The following is a 23,289-nucleotide window of genomic DNA, read 5'->3' on the forward strand; positions in this document are numbered from 1 at the left end:
GCTTGGAGCATCTCATAAGCTACAGCTAATCTTAGATAACAAGCTAACGTTTCTACTAGACTAGGGTCATTTACACAAAATTATTGACACTCCCGTTTGCTTAATTGTTAGGCGTATAATTGTATTTTATAAAAATATTATTTATTAATTAACTTTAATTGACGGTTAAATATTTCATGACAGTTAACCAAAACACCTTATTCCCTTAAATCCTTCAAACATTTAAAACTTTTAATAAATTTTTAAAGGGATGATAAAAATCTTCGTTAATTATAATAATGAACTTACTTTAAATATTTATGGAGGTATTTTTATGAACGTCTTATTATTTGGTAATTACAAAGGTGGCTGCAGCAAAACCGTCAACAGCGTTATTATGTCGAATTTATTAGCAGAAGATTACAAGGTACTATTTATCGATTTAGATTCTCAGATGAACGGAACCGAGATGTTAACAAAGAAAATGGAAGATACAGAAAAACGGCAACTATCGACTAAAAATATTCATCAGGCTATCAAACAAGAAGATATCTTAGAGAATATTGTGGAAGTAAACGAGAATCTAGACTTGGTTCCTGGTCATGAAAAAATTAATACGTTTGAACGAGTTATGACTGAAAAAAAGATTTATGATAACCAATATCTATTTTTTAAGTATTTTATCGAACAACTCAAGACGGAACGAGACTATGATTTTGTAATACTCGATATGTCACCTTCAAAATCAGCGTTAAACATTGCTGTGATGGCTACGGCAACCCATCATATTGTCACCACTACATCAGAAAAATTATCTGTCGAGATGATTGATACATATATGAACGATATCAAAGCTATACAAAATAAAAGCCCGTTTGAAAGTGAATTGTTAGGTATTTCTGTGACAATGACTGACCCCTATAATGCTGGGAAAAACATGTTACAAGCAATGACTGATAAATATAGCAACTTGCTATTTGATACGGTTTTAAAACGTAAAACACAAATTAATCATTACACCATGTATGGTTTTCCAAATCGGAAACAAAATGGTGAGTTATATGCCAAAGATTCTGTTATGCTTCGGCTTCACAAAGACTTAAGAGATGAAATCTTAGCCCGTCTTGGAAACGTAACATCAAGTCAGGCTGGTGATACTAATGACTAATCTTAATCTTCAGGAGTTTATGCACGGTGTTACGAATGAAAAGCAACGTGAATCGTCCGTAGAAAACACGAAGATTGTTAATACGAAAGTGCCCGTTGATGTCGTTCGGGCGTTTAAGTTGTACTGCGTGCAAGAAAATCGTTACCACAAAGAAGTTTATAATGAGATGCTGGAACACTTTTTAATCAAACATATGAATAATGAGCACAAAACAGAAACAACGTTGAATGGAACGCCCGTCAGTTTAAATTATTTAGAAACCACCAACTTTGAAATTGAAAAGGATAAACTAGTGGAACTCAAAGAAATGAAAATCAAATCGCGTTGTTCGTTGAAAGAATTATATGCGCAGGTCATTATACAATATTTAAATGATAACGAAGTTGATGTTGTGTGAAGTTTGTTTAGTGGGGATAGAACGATAAAGGAATAACATTGAGAATAAAAATAGGACCGCATAGCAAAAGCTATGCGGTTTTTAATCGATAAAATAAAAAAGTAACCTACAACTGCCCGCCAATGATTATATTGTGGATGAAAATGCGAAAAAATTCAAGTAATAAGAAGTTAATTTTAGCCCGGTTTGTCCACGTTTTTGGCAAGGTTGATTTCAAATATTATTAAATAGTTTATAAAAAAATTTGAAACTTGAAAAGGATACTTAAAAATTTTTGATAAACTAATAGTAGAAGGTAAAAACGAAATAGGATGAACTTAGAAGCAAAGACGAAAAAAGCAATCCGGCAGGTTTTCACGTCTATCCTGTGGCCACGACTAACCATCGTGTGATAGCCCGTTAGAGGGGCGTTACACCCCCAGAGTGTCTTTTATCGAAAGGAGATAAAATGAACACATACCCCGTACTTGTCGCGAAAGCGAGGTAGGTGAAAACGAACATTGTGGTGATGTGGTTGGTAAAGCAGGACCTGGGCGACCTTGAGTTTTCACGCTAATGAACGACCGACAGCAAAATAGATTAATATGATGCTAAGGCCAGTCTACCCTTTAAATAGGGGGTAGAAGGCATTTTCACTCCCTCCGCAAAATGGTGAATCAAACCTTCAATCATATATTATTAGTTGAATAAAATACTTATAAATTTTAAATGATATAACATAAATTAATACGAACCATTCAAATAGTCATCAAACAACTGTTGATATTGATTAGCTTGATTATCGAAATACGAACAGTTAAATTCCATCTAATATTTAATGATGTTACCGTTTGATAATTTAACCACTCATTGCATAACCAATCATAAGATTTCTTGAATATATAATAACTCCATTTCGTTTCATCAATTTATCGTTGAATAAATTATTTTAAATCCCATCAACGTTCCATCCTTCATCGTTCCTAAGTTCTATTCATTTGAAACAACTTAGATGGAAATTGAAGGAGGAACTGTGTTATTTATTCGATAAATTATTAACGAGATTCACATTTCCTTCTCCGTTTTATCCTTAGTTAACTGTTACATATTAAACGATGACAGTTAAACGATGCCGATTGTTTGTTAGATTATCGAGGAATTCAATTGGATATAAAGAAGAATAAAAGCGATTTTCCATCTTCTTTCGGTCCAATTTCGTTCCATATTACCTTCTCAATGTTTGATTTACCAAGTGATTTAACGCTATGATTCATTTTCCTATTAAAATCGTTATTTTTTCCAAAGTTTATTATTTTTCCCGGTTCTGTTCCCGATTTTTATTGTTTCGATATATGTCGCGTTATTTTATTATTCTTTTTTGAATTGAGAGAACCAAATGTTTAATAACTAAACATTTGGAGAACCTGTGCATTTTGATGTTACATGTGGTCCAAAAGATAATAATCAAGAGTCTTATTATATGAATTTATAAGTTGTTCAATTTGTTGAATTAGTCAGCTTGTACATTGCAATTATTAAGTAAGCAAACAATAAAAGTAAGTGACTATAAAATAACCTAAGTAAGAAAAACTTTGTGAAATCATCGTTAAAAGTATTTTATAGGTAAGGTAATAAAAAACTTGGATAAATGATGCCGGCGCCACTGACATATATTAACACCATTATACCATTCCATATCCAAGCAGGATTGCCATCATAAATTATATTAAATTACTCAATATTTAATTCGCTAGGCATTTCACTTAGAGAACCGGGTCCAAAACTAGGGTAATCAATATGCCCACGTCTAGCAAAATTTGAAGAATCCAAATCAATTTTCATCATAACTTTTGAATCACTTCCTCCGTCTAACAAGACATCGAAATAAACTCTCGCAACATTAGTGCGTTTTAAAATTTGAACAGAATTCTTAGGAATTTCAAATCCCTCTTCAAAACCAGTTTCGTCTCGGTGAGTTTGATATTCTCGTTTTATAACCGGCATAATTTCATCAATATATTCATCAGTCACATCTTTATAAGTGATTTGAAACCCATCGTTCTCTTCAATTAATTCAATTTCTTTTTTCTGTAATGCTTCAGTGTTTATGGATGAATAATTCGAAGCATTCAATGTCGAATCTTCATTGTCGTTGCAACCTATTAATATTATTGAAAGAAATATTAATAGCATAAATAAATTAGTCTTTTTCAGCATTGATTTAAAACCCCTTTTATATTTTCTATTTAAATACAATTATTAAAGTTTATTAAGTATCAAAACAGAATGATTGATTATTGTCTTAATAATTCCATAATTCCCATAACTTTATCTTTATTAAAATCGTTTGAATATTCGTCGAGTTGATTTTTTTCTATAACATCATTAATTAAAATATAAACATTGAAATACTCGCCATCACTTGTTTCTTTTGAAACGAAAAAGCCTGGTAAATGATACGAGGAAGGGAAAGGACTATCTTCCATACCAGAATTAAATTCATAACCCATATCTTCAGCTGTTTCTTTATCGAGTTCCTCAAAAATATCGCCACCGAAATCCCAATGTTTAGCAACATCACCGAAATAAATTAAATAATCTTCTCTTGAAAAATCCTTGTCATGACCTAACTCATAAAATCCAACGATGCTCAAACCTGTAAAACTAGAAGTTCTCGATTCGGTACCTTTCATAGACCAAACAGATTCTAATGCTTTATCACCTTCCAATGGATAGCCATCACTCGTCCATGTGTATGCATCCATATCTCCAAATAATTCGTGGTCTTTTACAGTGTAATGGTCCCATTCTTTCTTGTTATCTGTTCCTTGATACTCGTAACCTTCAGGTAAATAAATATCTTGGTTTTCGACTTCCGTTACGCGTTCAATTGGGTATTCGTGAGTAACATCGTCATCTAACAAGCTATCAAAATGAATCTTGTTTTCGGTATCATAAATACCCATTTGACCATTATAAATCGCATCAGGATTATATGTCGTCATTAAATCTAATAATGTATTCAATTGCGATTCTTTAATGTTTTCTTTTTGACTTTCTTTGCCTTCGGAAATGTGACCTGCATCAATTTCAAATTGAACGATTAATTCTTTCCCGAAACGAGGTAATTCTGAACTAAACGAAACGCTTCGAAGGTTAATCTTATCACTGTAAGTAACTTCATCCCATTTTCCTTCTAACATCGGACGTTCAGTTAAATCGACGGTGCCACTTTCGTAAATGTCATTACCGGATTCATTATCTTGTTCTTGTTCACCTTCTTCAGATGTATCGCCACTTTTTCCTGCATTATTAAAGACAGTGATAACATCACTTAAAGTTTGAAACATATAATCTTTATATTTAACACGGAAATGAATGGGTCCATCTTCCGTCTCAATTGTTCCATCATAGTAAGACTCGCCATCAACATTTTGAGTGCTGCCACTATAGTCTTGGATATCTTCTGGTAGCTTCAAAATATCAGAAGGGATGTTGCCTTTGTCATATGTTTCGAGTGACATTGTAAATTCATCACCAGATTCATCCGTTAATGTCATCTCATCACCTTTAAAATAATCAGGTTGAGATGAATCGTCGTTTTCTGTATTGTTTACTTGATTTTGTACCGTTTGATTATTATCAGAATTGAAAGGGGAAACGTATAGCATAGCTAATGCAATTAACACCCCTAAACTAATAACTAACAAACCTAAGTATTTTTTACTCATTTTATTGTCTCCTTATGTAGATTTATGTACTAAGAGTATCAAAAATGGTAAGTAATGTTAATGTTTTTGTAAAATTAGCGCAGTATTATTTTCATGTTTTAATTGGGTAACGATTGATTCATTAGGCATAATATATCAAATTCTTATATTTAAAATACGCTGAGATTTTATATAGAAAGTGCTGAAAATCATCCAGGAAAAAGTTCTGTTCCGAATGAATTATAGTGATGACTATTTAATAGACCCAATTATGATTGAGGCATTCATCTATGAAGGTGGAAGGAGAGAAACGTCTCTGATTATACCGGCTATTAATATTGAAACTAGATTCAAAGGTTTTTAACATCCAAGTTGTATAATCAATTTTAAATGTGTTGAGAAACCTTTATGTCAGGGTTTTAGAATGCGATTTATAACATCAGACGATTTATGTCATCTGTCTCGTTGTGTCATATGTCAGATGACTGGTTATGACATTCGCCACCATCTGTCATCCACCATCATACGCCATATGACAACTGTCATAAGGTGTCATATGTCATCATACACCGTCATACAGTTTTTAACATTTGCAAGTGAATAGATTCATGAACAAATAACGATAATCATTAAAAACTTAGTTTTAAGCATTTAATTCATTAAGTAAGCAGAAAACGTAGAAGAAGCATTGGGAAGAATAAAATACGTGTTGTTTTTTCCTATATATCAAAGTTTATTGGATATAAAAACTTGAATTCGTATACGGAATCGCACCTTAAATAACATAGTGACAATTGCTGTGTTTATTTTTATCAACTAAGTGGGTGGTTGTAATTTCATGTTAAAATAAACGAAAAGATTGTGAAGGGAAGTTCTTAAACTAACGGGAAGTAAAATATAATAAAATGGATTATTGTGTTTTGACTGTAGGAGGCGTGAAGGTGAAAAAATTATTAACGGCAGTAGTATCTTCTATTTTATTTGCAACAATTTTTTCTTTGGTATCCTATGTACCTAGTTCTGAACGAGAACCTAATGTTTATTATTTTGGCTTTTTTGAAACATTTGCTTTTGTCATAATTTATGCTGGACCTGTTTACCTTCTTGTGGGGATACCACTATCAATAATAATTGATAAGTTAACTGAAAGAACTAATAGAAATTCAAAATTACTACGTTACTTTGTTCAATTAGGTTTATATTCGTTAGCTGGTATACTCGTCGGTATTATTTATTCTTTAATATTTTATACAAATATCAGTCATGCAGAAGTAATTTCATTTTCAGTGTATGGTTTTTTTGCGTCTAATTTTTACTTTCATTTGTTATTTTGGATAACAAAACTAAAAGGAAAGAAAGGATAGCTTATTAAACTATTGGGTGAGTTAGTTGAACAAGAAAATATAAAAAGAGAACGCTCGGGTTATTTTACCCAAGCGTTTTAGTTTACCATGTTTACTATTTATACTGTTATTTATGGTGCTAAAAGTAGTGTCCTTTAGTATGGCAATTTATTTGTTATTTTAAATTTTCTCCACCGTATCGGAACTACTTAACATTAAGTGGCGCTTTTTAATAGCCATTGTTTAAATGTCTTTTATGTTTTAGAATTATCAATTGTGGCAAAACGCTATGTTATGTATAGTGAAATACTTATTTTAATTTAGCTTTACCCAAATGAAATCCATTATTCTCTAAAGTCTTTTTAACCCCATATTTCATTTTTGATTTCTTCCTTCTATTTTTATATCTTTCAAAAACCCTTTCGTGTAGCACTTCATCATTCTTATAATTACGAGTTGATTTTCTGTAATAGCTTTTAGAGAACGAAGTACCATGTTGAATAATGTTTGCTACTTTTAGTTTTAATTTAATGGGTAGTTTAGGATACAATTCCCAAAACACGACGTTCCCTTTTTCATTAAGGCTATCTTTCACAATTTTTTCTCGGTTATATGTAGGCATAAAAAATTCCTCCTAGTTTTCTTCATTAATTTTGTCGAGATGAATGTTATCTCTATATTTAGCGTATCAAATAAATTAATTTTTTCGGGGCGAAAGGCGATTTAATTTATAAATTAGTTTAATAAATTTGAGAAATCTTTTATGCCAAGCCTTAGAATGCGATTTATAACATCAGACGTTTCATGACAACTGTCCCCATGTGCTATATGTCATATGACTGTTTATGACGTTCGTCACCTTATGTCATTCACCATCATACGTCATATGACAACTGTCATGAGATGTCATATGTCATCATACACCGTCATACAGGTTATGACGTTTGTCGGATGCTTGGTTTATATATTTTAACTGTGAGATTTAATAGGAAACAGCTTGTTGTTCGTTATGACATCCGATAACAATCAAATGCTATAAATTCGCCGTTTCATAACTATAATCATTAAAAACTTAGATTTAAGCATTTAATGAGTTAAGAAAGTCGAACAAGTAGATAAAAAGGAAGGTGGAACGTAGACGGTTGAAAAATATGTCGAAATAAGAAGAACGATAATTGCTCCATTCTACAGCTAGTTATATATAATATATATGAAGCCAAAACGAAGAAAATGGGGGATGAGACATGTATCAACTAGAATTTATAGATGAACAGTCTGGCAAAAAATTGAGAAATGAGCGATTTAAGAATAAAGATGAATTTGAAAGAATGAAGACGGTATTTGAAGAAGAAAATGAGGAAATGACGGTGATAGATTCGAACAAGAATGTTTTAAATGCCGTTTATGTGCGAAAAGAAGCAGTTGAGAAAAATGGGCGTTTTATCTGCCGGGTCTATTTCAGTGTGACTTCCAGTTTACATCTTATTTAAAACATATATAACTTAATAAATGAACTATGACAATTAAGAATAAGCTGTTCAGTTTTGGAGTACAAACAATAAATATGCATTATAAAATAAGCGTTGAATTGTATAGCAATTTGACGCTCATTTTTTATTGTTATATTAATGTTCATTTGTATTTTGAGTAGTCATTTACACAAGAAAATGTAGCCTAATCTGCAAAGCTACAATAATTATTGGAGACTTGCAAAATCACGTGAAGAAACTATTGCAATTTTGATAACAAAAAAAGAGCAAATTCCTTTTCGGAAAATGCACAGTTTTATTTAACTCCCCTGTTACTTTAAGTAGAACTCTTCACGAACCTCAATACTATTTGTAATTTTGCTTATAATGCTTGGGGTTTGAACCTGTTTTCCATATTGTTAATGCGATTGCAATAGTTGATAAGCTCCACAATAAAAACCCCCATCGTCCAGTAGTAATGGAAAAAATCAAGAATACTAATGGACAACCTATTAAAATAATTAAAGATATTTTTTGATAACGATTCATACAAATTCCCCCAAAAAGCAAAATTATAAATTATATGTTATTCCAATTAGTTATACAACTTCAATTACAAATAGCCTCATATTTTAGATGATAATTTTTATGTAAAAAGGAGTTCAATTAAGGGTATTGATTGCAATTTTGTACTCCAATACTGAATTACTTATACTTTATTAAGGTATTTGTATTAATTGTTTATTGGTTTTGAAGATTTAAAAAAAGACATAGTGAATAAGAACAGCATACCGATAAAGCCGCTTGTTGCAAGTAATTTAGCTACAATTTCTTCTTGATTAAAAAACGCATAAACACTAATCATTATAAATACTGCGAATATTGTTCGAGAAATCATTAAAACAATTCTGGCATTATCTTCAATGAACTTTTTTAATGTCATAAATCAATTCCCCTCTTATCTTTGAATAACATTCTTTACCTTATTCTACCATATAAATATTAATTTTATAAATTCCCCATTTTAGGTTGTATTTTCATATGTAAAAAGTAGTTCAATGAAGGGTACAAATTAAAATTTTTTCCTCCAAAACTGAACTGCTTAGGCTAAGAACAGGCCGTCTTTTTTATGCTCAAAACTTTTAAAATCAATCAAAGGGAAAACAATTTTCTTACTCAATCAATATAGTACATCCCAAAACCAAGGAGTGTTATATTGATGCTAGACAATGTAAATTCGAATGACAAACGAGTGATTCAAGAAACAGTTTTAGATAAGGAGACTGGCGAATTAATCAGCAAAAAAGAATATAACGGTGAAGACCATAATGTTGAAAATATCTTTTCGCACGAAATAAGACGTAAGTATGCCATACAGAAAAATATGAGGAAGACGGATGAACGTGGTGAATTCGTATTTTTAAAATTAGATGCTGTTAACGATATGTCTAAGAGCTTATCGTTTAAAGAACTAGGTTATTTCATGTTGCTATTACCATATGTTTCATATGACGAAAATTATTTAAAATATGATAAGAAGACGTTCGTGACAACGAAAGACTTAGAAAGCATTTGGACGTTATCCAAAGATGGCGTTCGCCAGCGTTTGAAATCCTGGCGTAATTTGAATATCCTAGACATTGAATCAAACCCAGATGATAGTCGAAAAAATGTAATGGTTTTAAATCCTGAATTGGTTACTAAAGGGATGATGACCAAAAAAGAACGTAAAGAGAAACAAAAAGTGAAGGTGTATCAACATGTGTTAAGTCGGTTGATAGATAACTTGGATGAAACCTTGAAAGAGCGGAAAGGGAATATGGATTATTTAAAGATTTTAGGTTTCCTCATGTTATTATTTAGCGGCATGCATTACGATTCCTATTACTTAGTCAATAATCCCGAACATGAATTATCCGTCAATTCATTATTAAAACTTCGAAAACACAAGGACGAGGAGTTAGACTATCTGTCGGTATCGAGTCTTGGGCAGTTAACGCAGCATCCCAACATGAATCGTCAAACCATTAAACGATATGTCGGTGTGTTGGTGGAAACAGGTGCACTGGCTTTAGTTGATTTAGAACAGGATAATGCCAAACGATTATTAATGAATCCAGTTTTAGTTTATCGGAAGGATAATGATGGGCGAGATGAATACACGCAAAGTATTAAGAAACAATTCAATGATTTAGTTCATGAACACGATATATATCATCAAATTGAAACGGTTTGTCAGTCATTACAACAAACATCTGATTTTAATGTGTCACCACATTCAGATTATATTAGTGACTTAGAAGATAAATTGGAAGAGCATGAGGCTAAAATTGATGAATTGAAGCGATTAGTACATATTAAGAAACAAGAAGATAGAAGTAATCAAACATAAAACGATATACCAATCGGATATAACCAGGAACTGTTGCTGTTGAATCGGTAGCAGTTCCTTTTTTATATGAAATTGTAGACTAATTTGTAGAGGTAATTGTGAATATAATCGAATAACATAATGTGTGAAATCCAAAAGTAAATTGGTATTTTTATGGTAAAATGAGTTAAATGACGTTATTAAACTAATTTCGCAGGGTTGTTGAAGAAGCCTTTTATCACGAAGTTGGTACTTATACAAACTTAGGGGTGAACCAATGAACAAATTAATTAGTAGTATTATTTTGATAAGCTTAAGTTTTATAGTGGGATGTTCAGGCTCAGCTACATATGACAATGACGAAGTAGCCGCTATTGTAAGGGGAGAAGAAATAACAGTTGGGGACATTCGCTTTTTCGTTGAAGTGGAAGATGAAGATTTACCTGAAGTTGTTGAATCAATGGTTAGAGAAACTGTTGTTATTCAAGAAGCTAAGGAAATGGGAATCGATGTATCAGATGAAGTCGAAGAGTCAATTGAGTCCTTTGGTCAGTACCCTTCTGAAAATGTAGATACTGATAAAGCGAATGAAATTAGAGAATTTGCAAAGGCTCAGGCTGAAAGGTTTGATATGAAGCCAAAAGAGTTTCATAAGAAGTTTATAGAGAGAAGTGCTAAGAGAAGTGCCTATGCAAATGAATTTTTTAAAGAACATTTTGGTGATAAGCACCCTGAAACAGAAGAAGAAGCTGAAGAATTGAATGACGATATACAACAAACAATTGATGCGTTGTTAAAAGAACACGAAAATGAAATTGAAATACTAATTAAATAATAATTTCTTCTTCAACTAACGGGAGCGTTAGTTTAAAAAGAATGGGCATTTTCCGGTAAGGAATTTGCTCTTTTTTGTTGTCAAAATAGCATTAGTTTTTGCACGTGATTATGGAGGTCTTCAATAATGATTGTAGGTTCGCAAAGTGGGTTGCATTTTCCAATGTAAATAGCTACTCAAAACAACAGCAAACATTGGTATAACTATGAAAAACAAGCATCAAATAGCCATAAAATTCAATACTCATTTTATGCTACATTTTTATTGTTTGTACTTTAAAACTGAACTACATAGTTGAAACGGTAGCAGTTTCTTTTTAAAATTCCGTTTTTTTAGAGGAGATTGCAAATCACATGGATAAATACAACACTATTTGAAATCCGAAAAACGAACATCATTTACCTGAAAGGACTTTTAACTTTTGGTCTTTTTATTAGTATCATTTTCAAAGGGGGTTCCTTGAACTGAAATTTTTAAGTGAGCGTATATTAGTTTGAGAGATGCTTGAGACTTCTGGTGTGAATTGCAATGAAATTTTAATAGGTTTTTATGTAGTTTTAATTCAAATAGTTCACATAAATTATGGTGGATTATATTTCTAAAGGTAAATGGAAAATTTATGTTAAAATGATTATAGAAATTGTGAAGATTTGTCTTAAACTAACGAAACGTTTTTTTAATAAGGTTAATAATTATTAACTTTTTAATTCGGGAGGTACGTAATGAAACGATTACAATCAGTCATTTTGCCGATTTTAATAACCTTGATGTTTGTAGGATGTTCTAATGAAAATAATTCAAGTTTTCCAATGGGATATGGTGATTTCGTTTCAGAAGAAGAAAGAACTTATAGTTTACTTGTTGTTAAAGAAGTTGTGGATGGTAAGTATGGAAATCCTGAATTTTTAAAAGAACATAATGAGGAAACTGGAAAAGTTCTCAATACTATTCATTATAAAACATTAAAACATATGAAGGAACGGAATCAAGCAGAAATAAAATCAGCTCCTTACTTCATATATTTTGATACAGACAGTATTGTTTTTCGCACAGGAAATCCAAAAGAAGCAGAAGAATTTTTAATTAATTCCATAAAGGAAAAATAAGATAATCTTGTTTATCTATCGAGAGGTTTAGTTGAAGAAGAAAATTAAATATCACGTTAAAAGCGCTCAGAAAATACTCTGAGCGTTTTAGTTTATATATGGGAGGCGAAATGCACAAAAATTATTGTGTTATTGGTAATGCTATTTGTTTTTTCTCTTTCAAAATTGACCCCTTTATGCAAAAGTAACTCTTTTTGTTGTTTTTTTGGTTTATTTTGTATATATCATAGAAGTGATGTTCTCTACCTTGGTCAATTCTATTAAGTACAATGTTCTTTACCGTTTGTTCAAAATTGGTTTAAAAAGCGACGGGACGGGAAAGTAGATGAGTTGTTGTTCTTCCTTCTTTTCTAGGTTTTGTACTTTTGTTTATATCCAATATGATAATATCTCAATTCATATATTTGAGTTTTAAGATAATGTCATTAAACCATTGTTAAAATGACTTTATGATTAATAATTATATGATGGTATGTCTTATATATCGATAGATTAAATCGTTCGTTCTTTGTATTTAAGTTTAAACGACTTGAGTGACAATCATTAGTGTTAGTATTGGTTCGTTTGAAAGTATTAAAATATATGATTTGATTATATTAAAAAAATCCATTGATGAATTGGATATTAAGTGGTTAAATATTATAATAGTGTTTAGTGTTGGTATGACGATATTTGTTATGGTTCATTTGATAAATGATAGTAGGATTTGTTGATTTATAAAATCATGATTGTTGGAAGTAAACATTGTTATGTTAAATTCAAGTGCGTTAAAAGCGTCGGCTTCTGAATAAAAAATTCAAAGGCGAAAGGCGTAAAACATTCCTTTTTAAAAAGCGCATTTCTTTTTAAAAAGAGCTCTCGCCAAGAGAGCTTAAAGCTTTTGACTTTTAAGATTTAGGGTTCCTTTATTTGATGATATTTAATATGATTTAATCGTTTTTTATTAAATTTAATTCAATCTAATATAATTTGATGATGTTTTATTTATCAATATTTAAATGATATTAAACGTTATTTAAAAATAACGGCTATGCATCATGTCAGTCACATCAAATGAATCAGTGGTATGGTATTGGCCATCTGAAATAATATGTAACGATTTATTGAAGTCCAATGTATCAATCACGGTATAAAAAATAATAATATCATCGAATGTTTCACTTATAAATTGAAATAGGATATTAAGGTATTTGTTAGGATTCAAATATTTAATGTTCAGTTCGTTAATCCCAAACTCTTGTTCAAGTAATAAACAATACTGCAGTTTGTGAAACGCTTCTACGTTATATGTATCTTGAAAAATGGTGTTCACTCGGTTAAAAGAAACTAAATTGTTGCTCACAATCAGTAGGTGTTTGATAGTTGATAGACTTGCTTGATTGCCTTTGATTTGGATATCATGAATATCATATGACGGCATAGTTCTGAGCACTCCTTTATAAATTAGATGTGTTTTAAGCATAGTTGATTAATGTATCAATTCAAATAACAGTTAAGACATAAAAATAAAGACACTAGTAACTCGTTTGATTAAAAGTGCCTGAGCAGTTTGTAGAATTTTATTACATTATTAGTTTTTTGTATGACCCATCTTCTACTATAATTTTTGCCATCATCCATATTTAAATTTATTTAAAACCATCTAACTTTAGTTTCAATCTATTAAATAGATTTATATTAAAAATGCAGCTGATTTATAAAATCGTTTTACCAATATTAAATTTCATTAGAATCTATTAAAAAAACGTCACCTTATTTAAAAGATGACGATGGTTTCTATTGTTGCTTTTAAAAACCTTAGGAACTTGGTTTTAGGGTCTTAAGATTTCAAGTATTGATTTTGGAGTTTCTTTTTCGATAGGCGATTTAACTTTTTATCGAACTCGTGTAACTTTTTGTTGCGGTTCTTCGTGTTGTTGATTTGTTTGATACGTTCGTATTCTGTTTTAGTTGGTTCTTGCTTCAACAACTGTTGTTTCATTTTTTCGATGTCATGCAGATATCGTTTTCTTTCCTCAATCATTTCAAAGATTTGCGCTTGGTCTTCTTCATCTAATGAATGGATAAAATCATCAACTTCTTGAGAATGTAATGGCCCAATATAGAGCCATCTATATTTTGAATCTGGATTGTTCCGTAAATGAACAGGCACATACTGCCAAGAATAAACGTATAAATGTCCGTTAATCGATTTAATTGATACCTTCCCCGTTTTCATCCATCAAACATCCTTTCATTTTTCAACACTTTACTTTAAAAAGATGTTTTTTGTTAGAAAACAAGCATTTTATCCAATGACAGTTAAGTCAGCTTTTTATTTTTTACATTATTGTTCATAAAGCCTGTTATGACAGGGTTTAACATCATTACATTTTTTTAATCGACAGTTAGATTCAATGATTTTGTTGTTGAATTAACTGTCTTTTTTTCTATAACTTAAGTTTCAAAGGAACTAAGTTACATAGTTCAAAACTTATAAGGAGTTGATAACGTTGTTACAAAATAACATTAAGTACTTACCTAATGACCATGTGCCCGAATTAGCGGGCGTTTACATCTTAGAGGACACCGAGAGTGGTCACGTTTATATCGGTTCGAGTATCAATATGCGCTCTCGGATTGCCCATCACCGCTCGCTGCTACAAATGAATAAACATCCCAACAAACAACTTCAAGCATTGTTCTTGGAAGGCAATCTCATTTTTAAAGTCCTTGTTTCTTTCCCAGTTCCAGACAAGCACAAGGTCAAAGAAGCTGAACAATTATTTATTGAAGCAAGCCCAGCATTGTTTGAACAAGAATTAGTTAATAGGAAACCAGCGCGGGCTTTTCATTTAATTAATCATTAGTTGATGAGGTGATGTTGATGACCACGCAAACCGTATCGTTATCGAAATTTCTTGTATGAGATGCACAAAAAAGACCAGTCAATTATTAATGAAGGGTCAAAACGAAATTCAAAAGGGAGGGCTTAAAATGATGAAAAATTATCTCTAGCCCATGATTTTCAAGAAATATTAGAGATAAAGTAGAAATAAAAATAGAACTTTTACCTTTCGACAAATATAAGAAATAAGCTCTTAAAACATAAGTGAAACGGTTCTTAGAATATGAGGGACTGTTTTATAAAACTTAAAATGATTTCATAGATGTTCTCAGTTGTTTATATTCTTAGTTTTAAAGTTCCTAGTAGAAACTAGGGGCTTTTTAATATGAGGAGTTGGATAGTCATGTCGATAAAACGTTTTAATCATGAGTTATTTAAGGAGACATTAAAAGAATATCGTGGTTAACAACCACGTTCAATAATTATAGATGAATTGAAAACGAGTAGTGGTGTTTTAATATTGGAAATTATAAGCAAGAACCGACATTAGACGAACTACTGTTGTTTTGTGAAACATTAAACGTTAGTACTGATATATCCTTTTATAAAGAACCAGGAGATACGATTACACAATTAAGAAAGTTAGTCAAATTAACTGATAAACAAAACATGTAGGAAGAATTGAATTGCATTAAAATAAGGGGGGGAGTATATAAGAATAAAAACGAGGTTTCTGCCAATACATATGTCTATTTTAATGAGAGGTAATTTATAGAATATAGAACATTAAAACTTAGAAGAAAGGTTACAATTTATTAAGGAATCGTCTGTGTTGAACTTGCAAAAAATAACATGGGATTATAAGAGACTAGACAGACGTTAAATATTTTCTAGACATTATCACTAAATTTAATAGTCCTTTCCGTCTTTCAATTAAATTATGATGGATTGTTTTGTGAAAGAGCAAAAGTAATATTTTCACCATTTTAGTTTTGTTTAAACCTATATATGCTTCGTAGTTCCCTGGTTAGTAAACATGGGGAAAAGTGTGTTCTCTATAACAACTATACTGCCTTTAAAAAAATTGATTTTTATATTTGTTTTTTGAATTAACCACATAAACACTCTATTTAATTATATAAACAAATTTATCACATTACTTAAGAACGGATTACTGCGCTGTAATTTTTATTTTAGTTGTTTTCTAGAAGGTAAAGTATCAGAAATGATAATAGTATTTAAAATTTATTACTTAACAATATTAATGATTTCAATTTGAAAATATAGTATTATTTACTTAAAGAAACTTAAAATTTGGAAATTTATTTTTTAAGGGTGAGGATAATATAACTTCATACAATGTAGTTATATTAAAATGTTTTCTAAAGTTACAGACTAACATGGCAATCTAGGAATTAGGTGACCATTCTAACAAAAATTATTCACAGAATTAGAAGGATATTAGAATTACATTAGCAGATACAATACATATTGAACAAGTGGTTAATTCAAGCTTTACATTACCTAATAAATTTTATGGGATTAAAAAAATTTGACAAAGGTAGTTATAATTTAATAACCCTACAGCACGAGAGTCATTAATAATACCAAATTTTATAAAAGGATGATTTATATGTCAGAAGTTCACTATTTTCCTAGATACTCACAAAAGGAAAACATGGTTACCAATAACACTCTATTATTATTCAGAAGATTATATAATCATAGTCCTGTAAAATTTACAGAATTTATGAATGCTCTTTTCGAAAACAATGATATAGTGCTGAATACAACAGTGAAATTTAAACAGCAAGAGAAAGCATCAAGTGGTAGTGTTCCAGATGGTTATATTGAGCAAGAAAGTATTAAAGTAGTAATTGAAACAAAATTATATGGACAGAAAAATTTACCACAAATAAAGAAACATTGGGATAGTTTTGAAAATGAAAATCAACAAATATTTTTATTGATAAACAAAGAATCTACTTCTAGTGATTATCTAAATGAAATTAACAATGTATTAAACACTTATAATGATGAAAATCAACAAAACATTCAATTTGTGGCAACAACTTTTAAGGACATTTGTAACAGTTTTAATAATGTTTTAAATGACTATGAATTAGAAATGAGAGATTTAATAGATGATTATGAATTATTTTGTAATGAAACAAACTTAATCGATAATTCTGATTCGAAAATTAGAGTCGTATTAACAGGCAAAACATTAGAACAAAATTTAAAATATAATGTTTACTATAACCCTTCCGACAGAGGTTATCAAAACACGAAATATTTAGGTCTTTATAAAGATAAATCTGTACAAGCGATTGGTAAAATTTCATGTATTGTTGACGCACAGTACATACCTGAAGAAGAAAGAGTGGATATTATTAAAGAATTAAAAGGAAGCGTAACAGAAGAACAAAAGGAAATTATTAAAGAGGTAGCGATTGAAGCGAAGCATAAATATGGGTATCAACTTGAAGAAGGAAGAAGGTACTTCTTCGTTGATAAATATTATGAAACTAATTTTATGAAAAAATCCAAAGGAGCTGTACAAGGCACAAGGTACATTGATTTATCAGATATGGAGGGTTTTGACCAAGATATGTCAGCAGAGGATGTTGCTAACCTATTAAATGGTGAAGTGTGGGGGATTTAGAAGGCCTATAATGACTTGAAATCAAGAAACTCAGGATATATTACTGGCTTAGTCAATGGTTGCCTCTTAAGTAATTGAATGTTTGTTGAATTGTCTAAGGAGGAAGTGTATGGTGAAACACTTAGATGAATTATTTACAGATTTAGAACAGTATAGAACAGCACAAGAAATGAGACTGTATTTTGAAGAAAAGATGAAAGAAATAAACGATTCTGAGGAGCTTAGAAAGATAGTTAGACTAAAACAAGGAAAAGTTAAAGAGTTTGTAGAAGAATTTTATCCACTCACTTTATTCAGTCAGTCAAAGTATTTTGGGTTAAATTCTAGGGGGAAAGTTGTACTTGGTAACCAAGGATATGACGCTTCAATTATTCAACAAGATGGGACAGAGAAAAAATTAGAAATAACTTCTTATATAGATGGTGAGTGGGAACATAAAGATGCAATAAGGTTGAATGAAAGAGGTTATGGTGACATGCGTTTTAATGATGTCAAAAGTCTAAAAGAAAGAGCTTTAGATAACCTTGAAAAGGTGCTTGCTAATATAAGAAATAAGAGTTTGAAAGATTATAGAGGTGTATCGTTATTATTTGTAATCAATACGTATGATTTCTTTGAAGCTTACAATAATGATTCACAGCAATTTATTGATAAGTTAATAAGTGAAATTAAAAACTTTGATTTTAAGGCTGAAAGAGTTTATTTAATAAGACTAAAAGAGAACACTCTTAGCCAAGTTGACTCAAACACTTACGTTTTGAAATAAAAAGAACTATAAACTTAGATATTTTGTTTAGCTCATCACAATAACTTGTAGAATATAGTACTATTTACTTGGGTGGGCTTAGAATCTAAAAAATAAGATTCTAAGGAAGATGATGTATTGTTATTGAATTTATAGAAATCTATTTTTGAATATTTACATCTTGAATCTATAAAAATAAAAAATTAATTAGGTGATTATTTTTGGGTGGATTAATAGAAGGTGTCTGGGAAAGGATAGTAAAAAATGAAGGAGAGGTATTTAAACAAAAAAGAGGGAAGGAGTTTTCATATTCAGTAAAAATGAATACGCTCTATTTGCGTACAACTAACAGAATTATCTCAAAAAAAACGTTCGAAAAAGCTTTGGATGAAGTCCCGTTAGAGAACACAGTACCTTTACAAAATCTTCAGGCTCCATCATATCTATACGCTATTTTAATGGATAATAGAATAAGGAAAGATGATTATTAGAACCAAATAATACAGAGGTAATGGGTTGTGGAAATTCCTTGCAAGGTATTCAGAGTGTGATGAGTTTACAATTAAAATGGCACGATGCAAATTGTTATAAGAGGTGGTGTTCTGGAGGTGGGATGTACATGGGTTTCAAACTCGTCTTCTTATAAAGCTTTACATCAAGCTTGGCCATCATTTGCAAAAGAGCTTCGTAAAATTAGGATGATTAGAGAAGCTGATTCAATAGAGAAGGCTTTACGAAATATCGGATGGAATGTTTAAGAGGTTAATGGGATAGGGCATTAATTTAAAATTTAATGCTTTTTTTATAATTCAAATCAAAATCACCTCATAAATCTATGTTTAAATTTGTTTTTTAAATCAGTAATTAAAGTTAAAATGAACTTACAACAATTATCATTTTAAGGACAAATCTTTTAATTGATTTCTGTTAATACAAAGGAAGTTCTCAATATGGTATGGTTCTAGTTGATGTAATTCATATGGTAGAAGTTCAAGCGTTATATATGGATAGTTTTCATTATTAAGAAAATAGTTAGCCTTATATTGTATAATGTCCTTACCTAATAAGTTTAAAGCTCCTTCGAATGCTCCTTGGTGTAAATATATTACTGAAGGATACAAATCAAATATTGCCCCTAATCTTAACGATGTATCATAGATTGCTAAAGGGCCAAAATTTTGCTCCTTTAATTCATACAAGATTGTAAAAATGTCATCGAAACATTGGCATTTATGTAATTCATTAATAATTAATGGATTAAGTAACTTCTTCGTCATATCTTCTAGGGTTTTTTGTGGAATTCGATTTTGATGATAGTCCCTTTTTAATCTTGGGTCCTTCGCCCATACAGCATTTTCAATTAGTGCTTCTAGTGGTTTTGAGCGATTTCTAAAATCACTCAATTTCCAATCTTCATAATGTGCATGGTTCTGAATATATTTTTTTATTAACTCTTCCAATGACTTCATACATATCCCTCCTATATAACAGGTTTAAACACTTATATTTATGCACGTTATTATTGATTAAGAAGTGAAGTCCATATTACAAAACAGATTGATATTCATAGAAATTAACTTGTTAACACTAATCAATAACATAATCAATTAATAACGACTATATTTCAAGGGTATTTGTAATCGTTTTATTAACTGTCTTGACCATAATTCCAAGATACATTAATATAGTTTTAACGTATTAAATGCGTTAATAATTCAAATAACACGAGATGCAATCAGATTATAAGTGATTATAATCTTCGGAAGCACCGTCAGCAAAGCGATGGGAAAACGTTAGCTTGTAAGCGTCTGAACTCGTGGTGTAACGGATAACACACAAGATTCCGGTTCTTGCGATAGGGGTTCGATTCCCTTCGAGGGCATTCATTAAACACTCGCCATGTCGGCGTTCATCAAACATCAGAACGTTCGATTACCCCTCGGAAATATAGACTATTGTTTTATTAAAAATAACACGCAAGACTAACACGCAACCTACAACACCCATCTAGAATTCTGACCAATTTCATAAAAATATAGTGATCAAATGAACCTTTCAAGTGTTTTGGTTTACGATCATACAAAATGGGGGAGCCGTATTTATGTTAGAAAAATATCCATGGCTGAAGTGGTCGGTGTTAAGTTTCACATTATTACAATGGGTAAGTGTGTGGGGTGTAGCGATGTATTTTTCCGATAGAGCTTTGGATGTCTTTAATTGGTTAATCAAACTGTCATTTGTCATAAATCCCATATTCGTTTTGGTTATGGCATTTTTAATTTTAACTCATAAAGCAATGAAACGTGATGAAAAACGTAAAGGATTAACCTATTTAGTCATCCCTTTTTTAACTGTGTTTCCTTTTGTTCTGCCAGAGATTGTCCCGTTTTTATAGAAGATCCATGAAAATTGATGTATGTTCTCGCCACCTGATAAAGGTGGCATTTTTAATCGATCAACTACACAACACAAAGCTTTTATGATTGATGTCAATTTTGAAAGCGGTTACGATGACATTAACTGTGGTATTTTATATTAGAAATCTATTATTTTTAAATCATCATTGGAGGAATGTTCTGTGAGTCAAAAAATCGGTTTTGTCGGTCTTGGTGCGATTGGGTTTCCGATGGCCGTGAATTTGGTGAAGGCTGGTTACGACGTGGTCGGTTATGATGCGTTTAAAGGTGTTTATGAAAAAGCTGAAGCTGAAGGTTTGACGATGGTTGAGACGGTGAAAGAGGTCGCGGATCAATCGGATGAAGCGGTCATTTCAATGGTACGTAACTATGAGCAGAACGTTGATGTGATTTTTGGAGAGAATGGTCTGGTCGCTGGTGATTCGAAAGGTAAGACGGTCATTTGTATGAGCACGCTTGATCCCGATACGATGAAACAGTTGAACGACAAAGTCGATGCAGAAAGCGATCTGAATTTAATCGATGCCGGTGTTAGTGGTGGTGTTGAAGGGGCAAAAGATGCCACGTTATCGATTATGGTTTCAGGCCCTGAGCATGTGGTAAAAGCGTGCCAACCGTATTTTGACGTGCTTGGATCCAATACGTTTTACTACGGATCTGAAACAGGGAATAGTCAAATCGCTAAGTTAATTAACAATCTGATTCTAGGTGTCAATGTGAATGCTGTTGCTGAAGGGCTTAAGTTAGCGGAGCACTACGGTTTACCGCAAGATGAGTTGTTGAATTTATTAGAAGTCAGTACGGGTGATAGTTGGGTCGTTCGAAATTGGGACAATGTGTCTCAGTGGACGGCTGACGCCACGTTGAACGTCTTGCTCACTGATTTAAATGCTGTTCACCAGCAAGGAATTCAGCAACATGTGCCGTTACCATTCTCAGCACTAGCGACGACGCAATTGATGGATGCGATGGGAGAGAGAAAACTAACATCCAAATCCAAATGAAAATGATTAGTTCATATTTACATTAGACATTGTCTGAACATAGCCCTCAAATTATTAGAGTGAGGTAAAAATCTAGTAATTTGGGGGCTATTAATGTGATTTATCATCATTAAGAATTTGTGACTAAATCGAATAATTGATTAAATTGGTTTTGATTGTGTTCGATGGTTTTGTCTATTTCTTTTAGAAGTTCGCTGGATGATTCATCTTTCACGTTCAAATGGTGATCACCTGAACCATTAATACTCTGCGTTTTTAATTTAAGTAAAAGCAGTAAGATGGAATATTCAAGTTTCTCATCATTTGTTGCGTTCTCATCGATATGAGGAACGTAGTCGTTTACCATCTTATAGGTCATCAACCAAAATTGTTCATCTATCAATTAAAGCCCTCCTTAGTCTCTACATTTTTATATTAATGGTGTTAAGGGATGTGATACCGTCACTTTCTGATTCAGTGTAAACAAATCCAGTGATCGAACAAGAAAATGGCACGTGATTTTGCCAAGTTATTTGGAAATCGGACAATGAAATGTCACCAAACGGTTGCAAATGATTATCTTTAGTGAGATTAAACCAATGTTCTTTCTCGTCTTCACTATGATTGAAACGTTCCCAAGTAGCTGGTATTCCTTGAGCATTAACAGTAGATTGTTCACTTTGGAATTTTCCAGAGAAGGTGAAAGGATCTGAGGTATCAATACGTAAACATATGTATAGGTCGTTTATTGTATCTGAACTGAGGTTTTTAATATGAAATCCGCCGAATAATAAGTTTTCATCTTGGAAGTCAGTTGCTGCATTGATTGAATGTGTGAAATAGCTCATGAACGGCGTGGATGGTTGCTCTGCTACATGTTTATTTGTTAAATATTCCTTGAATTCCTCAACAAAGCGATCCGTTTGATTGTTCAGTTCTTCCAATTTTTTCTTGATTTCGCTCTCCACTTAACTTCACTCCTAAAATGCGAGTATTTAACGCCTGTTTATAACTATGCTACGTGCAAGATGATTATTAATTGAACACCCACATGAATAAATTTGTGTGGTTTCAAATTTAAAAATCAAGCTACTCTATTTTGCTACACTAAAAACGTTATAGTTATGTATGTACATTTATGAAGTTCATTAAACTTGTTCATATAATTGATCATAAATATTTTAACCCGAAGTCTCCCGTGTGTATTTTGCAAGAGAAAAATACATAGTTTTGCAATCAAAAATACATAAGATTGCCAGCCCTTTTTCGCTATTCTTGATTAGATAGTGCGTGCT

At 31.5% G+C, this 23,289-nt stretch carries 23 protein-coding genes; 13 read left to right on the forward strand and 10 right to left on the reverse strand.

The window, feature by feature from the left end:
- The first annotated feature begins 313 nt into the window (after positions 1-313).
- Both ABID56_RS12530 and ABID56_RS12535 read left to right on the forward strand, forming a co-directional pair.
- Positions 314-1,147, forward strand: a complete 834-nt coding sequence (locus ABID56_RS12530; RefSeq protein ID WP_354221729.1) for a ParA family protein — start codon at positions 314-316, stop codon at positions 1,145-1,147.
- Positions 1,140-1,544 (forward strand): hypothetical protein, encoded by a 405-nt coding sequence (locus tag ABID56_RS12535; protein ID WP_354221731.1) that lies wholly within the window; start codon positions 1,140-1,142, stop codon positions 1,542-1,544. Before ABID56_RS12530 ends, ABID56_RS12535 begins: the two co-directional genes overlap by 8 nt.
- A 1,710-nt stretch (positions 1,545-3,254) precedes the next feature.
- Here the strand turns inward: ABID56_RS12535 and ABID56_RS12540 are convergent.
- Together ABID56_RS12540 and ABID56_RS12545 are read right to left on the reverse strand one after the other, a co-directional pair.
- Positions 3,255-3,740 carry a hypothetical protein gene (locus tag ABID56_RS12540; protein ID WP_354221733.1) on the reverse strand — a complete coding sequence of 162 codons (486 nt, stop codon included), beginning with the start codon at positions 3,738-3,740 and terminating at the stop codon, positions 3,255-3,257.
- Between the two features lie 77 nt (positions 3,741-3,817).
- A complete protein-coding gene (locus ABID56_RS12545) occupies positions 3,818-5,254 on the reverse strand; it encodes a hypothetical protein (protein ID WP_354221735.1) in 1,437 nt (478 codons plus the stop codon).
- Positions 5,255-6,174: 920 nt separating this feature from the next.
- Here ABID56_RS12545 and ABID56_RS12550 point away from each other — a divergent pair.
- Complete coding sequence (locus tag ABID56_RS12550) at positions 6,175-6,597, forward strand: hypothetical protein (protein ID WP_354221737.1); 423 nt, start codon at positions 6,175-6,177, stop codon at positions 6,595-6,597.
- Positions 6,598-6,886: 289 nt separating this feature from the next.
- On the opposite strand, the gene ABID56_RS12555 is transcribed toward ABID56_RS12550, so the two are convergent.
- On the reverse strand, positions 6,887-7,198 hold the full coding sequence (locus ABID56_RS12555; RefSeq protein ID WP_354221739.1) for a hypothetical protein: 312 nt from the start codon (positions 7,196-7,198) through the stop codon (positions 6,887-6,889).
- A 622-nt stretch (positions 7,199-7,820) separates the two neighbouring features.
- On the opposite strand from ABID56_RS12555, the gene ABID56_RS12560 reads away from it, so the two are divergent.
- Complete coding sequence (locus ABID56_RS12560) at positions 7,821-8,066, forward strand: hypothetical protein (protein ID WP_354221741.1); 246 nt, start codon at positions 7,821-7,823, stop codon at positions 8,064-8,066.
- A gap of 345 nt (positions 8,067-8,411) precedes the next feature.
- Here ABID56_RS12560 and ABID56_RS12565 read toward each other — a convergent pair whose 3' ends face one another.
- Together ABID56_RS12565 and ABID56_RS12570 are read right to left on the reverse strand one after the other, a co-directional pair.
- Complete coding sequence (locus tag ABID56_RS12565; RefSeq protein ID WP_354221743.1) at positions 8,412-8,594, reverse strand: hypothetical protein; 183 nt, start codon at positions 8,592-8,594, stop codon at positions 8,412-8,414.
- Positions 8,595-8,778: 184 nt separating this feature from the next.
- Entirely contained in the window at positions 8,779-8,988 is a 210-nt protein-coding gene (locus ABID56_RS12570; RefSeq protein WP_354221745.1) for a hypothetical protein, read from the reverse strand.
- 276 nt (positions 8,989-9,264) lie between these two features.
- Here ABID56_RS12570 and ABID56_RS12575 point away from each other — a divergent pair, with 276 nt between their 5' ends.
- The 3 genes from ABID56_RS12575 (at position 9,265) to ABID56_RS12585 (ending at position 12,357) form a co-directional block, all read left to right on the forward strand.
- Positions 9,265-10,437: a hypothetical protein gene (locus ABID56_RS12575; protein WP_354221747.1), complete on the forward strand. Its 1,173-nt coding sequence runs from the start codon at positions 9,265-9,267 to the stop codon at positions 10,435-10,437.
- 256 nt (positions 10,438-10,693) lie between these two features.
- Positions 10,694-11,251 carry a SurA N-terminal domain-containing protein gene (locus ABID56_RS12580; protein WP_354221749.1) on the forward strand — a complete coding sequence of 186 codons (558 nt, stop codon included), beginning with the start codon at positions 10,694-10,696 and terminating at the stop codon, positions 11,249-11,251.
- A 722-nt stretch (positions 11,252-11,973) separates the two neighbouring features.
- Positions 11,974-12,357 carry a hypothetical protein gene (locus tag ABID56_RS12585; protein WP_354221751.1) on the forward strand — a complete coding sequence of 128 codons (384 nt, stop codon included), beginning with the start codon at positions 11,974-11,976 and terminating at the stop codon, positions 12,355-12,357.
- Positions 12,358-13,372: 1,015 nt separating this feature from the next.
- Here ABID56_RS12585 and ABID56_RS12590 read toward each other — a convergent pair.
- Together ABID56_RS12590 and ABID56_RS12595 are read right to left on the reverse strand one after the other, a co-directional pair.
- A complete protein-coding gene (locus ABID56_RS12590) occupies positions 13,373-13,777 on the reverse strand; it encodes a hypothetical protein (RefSeq protein WP_354221753.1) in 405 nt (134 codons plus the stop codon).
- Between the two features lie 399 nt (positions 13,778-14,176).
- Positions 14,177-14,575, reverse strand: a complete 399-nt coding sequence (locus ABID56_RS12595) for a hypothetical protein (RefSeq protein ID WP_354221755.1) — start codon at positions 14,573-14,575, stop codon at positions 14,177-14,179.
- A gap of 274 nt (positions 14,576-14,849) precedes the next feature.
- Here ABID56_RS12595 and ABID56_RS12600 point away from each other — a divergent pair, with 274 nt between their 5' ends.
- The 4 genes from ABID56_RS12600 to ABID56_RS12615 all read left to right on the forward strand — a co-directional run bounded on the left by ABID56_RS12600 (position 14,850) and on the right by ABID56_RS12615 (position 19,085).
- A complete protein-coding gene (locus ABID56_RS12600; protein WP_354221757.1) occupies positions 14,850-15,206 on the forward strand; it encodes a GIY-YIG nuclease family protein in 357 nt (118 codons plus the stop codon).
- 1,611 nt (positions 15,207-16,817) lie between these two features.
- Positions 16,818-17,849, forward strand: a complete 1,032-nt coding sequence (locus tag ABID56_RS12605; RefSeq protein WP_354221759.1) for a hypothetical protein — start codon at positions 16,818-16,820, stop codon at positions 17,847-17,849.
- Positions 17,850-17,958: 109 nt separating this feature from the next.
- Positions 17,959-18,615, forward strand: coding sequence for a hypothetical protein (locus ABID56_RS12610; RefSeq protein WP_354221761.1), 657 nt, complete (start codon positions 17,959-17,961; stop codon positions 18,613-18,615).
- 200 nt (positions 18,616-18,815) lie between these two features.
- Complete coding sequence (locus ABID56_RS12615; protein WP_354221763.1) at positions 18,816-19,085, forward strand: hypothetical protein; 270 nt, start codon at positions 18,816-18,818, stop codon at positions 19,083-19,085.
- Between the two features lie 402 nt (positions 19,086-19,487).
- Here ABID56_RS12615 and ABID56_RS12620 read toward each other — a convergent pair whose 3' ends face one another.
- Positions 19,488-20,063 (reverse strand): hypothetical protein, encoded by a 576-nt coding sequence (locus ABID56_RS12620; protein WP_354221765.1) that lies wholly within the window; start codon positions 20,061-20,063, stop codon positions 19,488-19,490.
- A 632-nt stretch (positions 20,064-20,695) separates the two neighbouring features.
- On the opposite strand from ABID56_RS12620, the gene ABID56_RS12625 reads away from it, so the two are divergent.
- The gene (locus ABID56_RS12625; RefSeq protein WP_354221767.1) at positions 20,696-20,989 is read left to right on the forward strand and encodes a hypothetical protein; all 294 of its coding nucleotides are present in this window, start codon (positions 20,696-20,698) and stop codon (positions 20,987-20,989) included.
- Positions 20,990-21,172: 183 nt separating this feature from the next.
- Entirely contained in the window at positions 21,173-22,015 is an 843-nt protein-coding gene (locus ABID56_RS12630) for an NAD(P)-dependent oxidoreductase (protein ID WP_354221769.1), read from the forward strand.
- 109 nt (positions 22,016-22,124) lie between these two features.
- Here ABID56_RS12630 and ABID56_RS12635 read toward each other — a convergent pair whose 3' ends face one another.
- Positions 22,125-22,397, reverse strand: a complete 273-nt coding sequence (locus ABID56_RS12635) for a hypothetical protein (RefSeq protein WP_354221771.1) — start codon at positions 22,395-22,397, stop codon at positions 22,125-22,127.
- Between the two features lie 19 nt (positions 22,398-22,416).
- A complete protein-coding gene (locus ABID56_RS12640; protein WP_354221773.1) occupies positions 22,417-22,962 on the reverse strand; it encodes a hypothetical protein in 546 nt (181 codons plus the stop codon).
- Positions 22,963-23,289: the final 327 nt, after the last annotated feature.

Origin of the sequence: Alkalibacillus flavidus, assembly GCF_040545925.1 — a bacterium.
GTDB lineage: Bacteria > Bacillota > Bacilli > Bacillales > Alkalibacillaceae > Alkalibacillus > Alkalibacillus flavidus.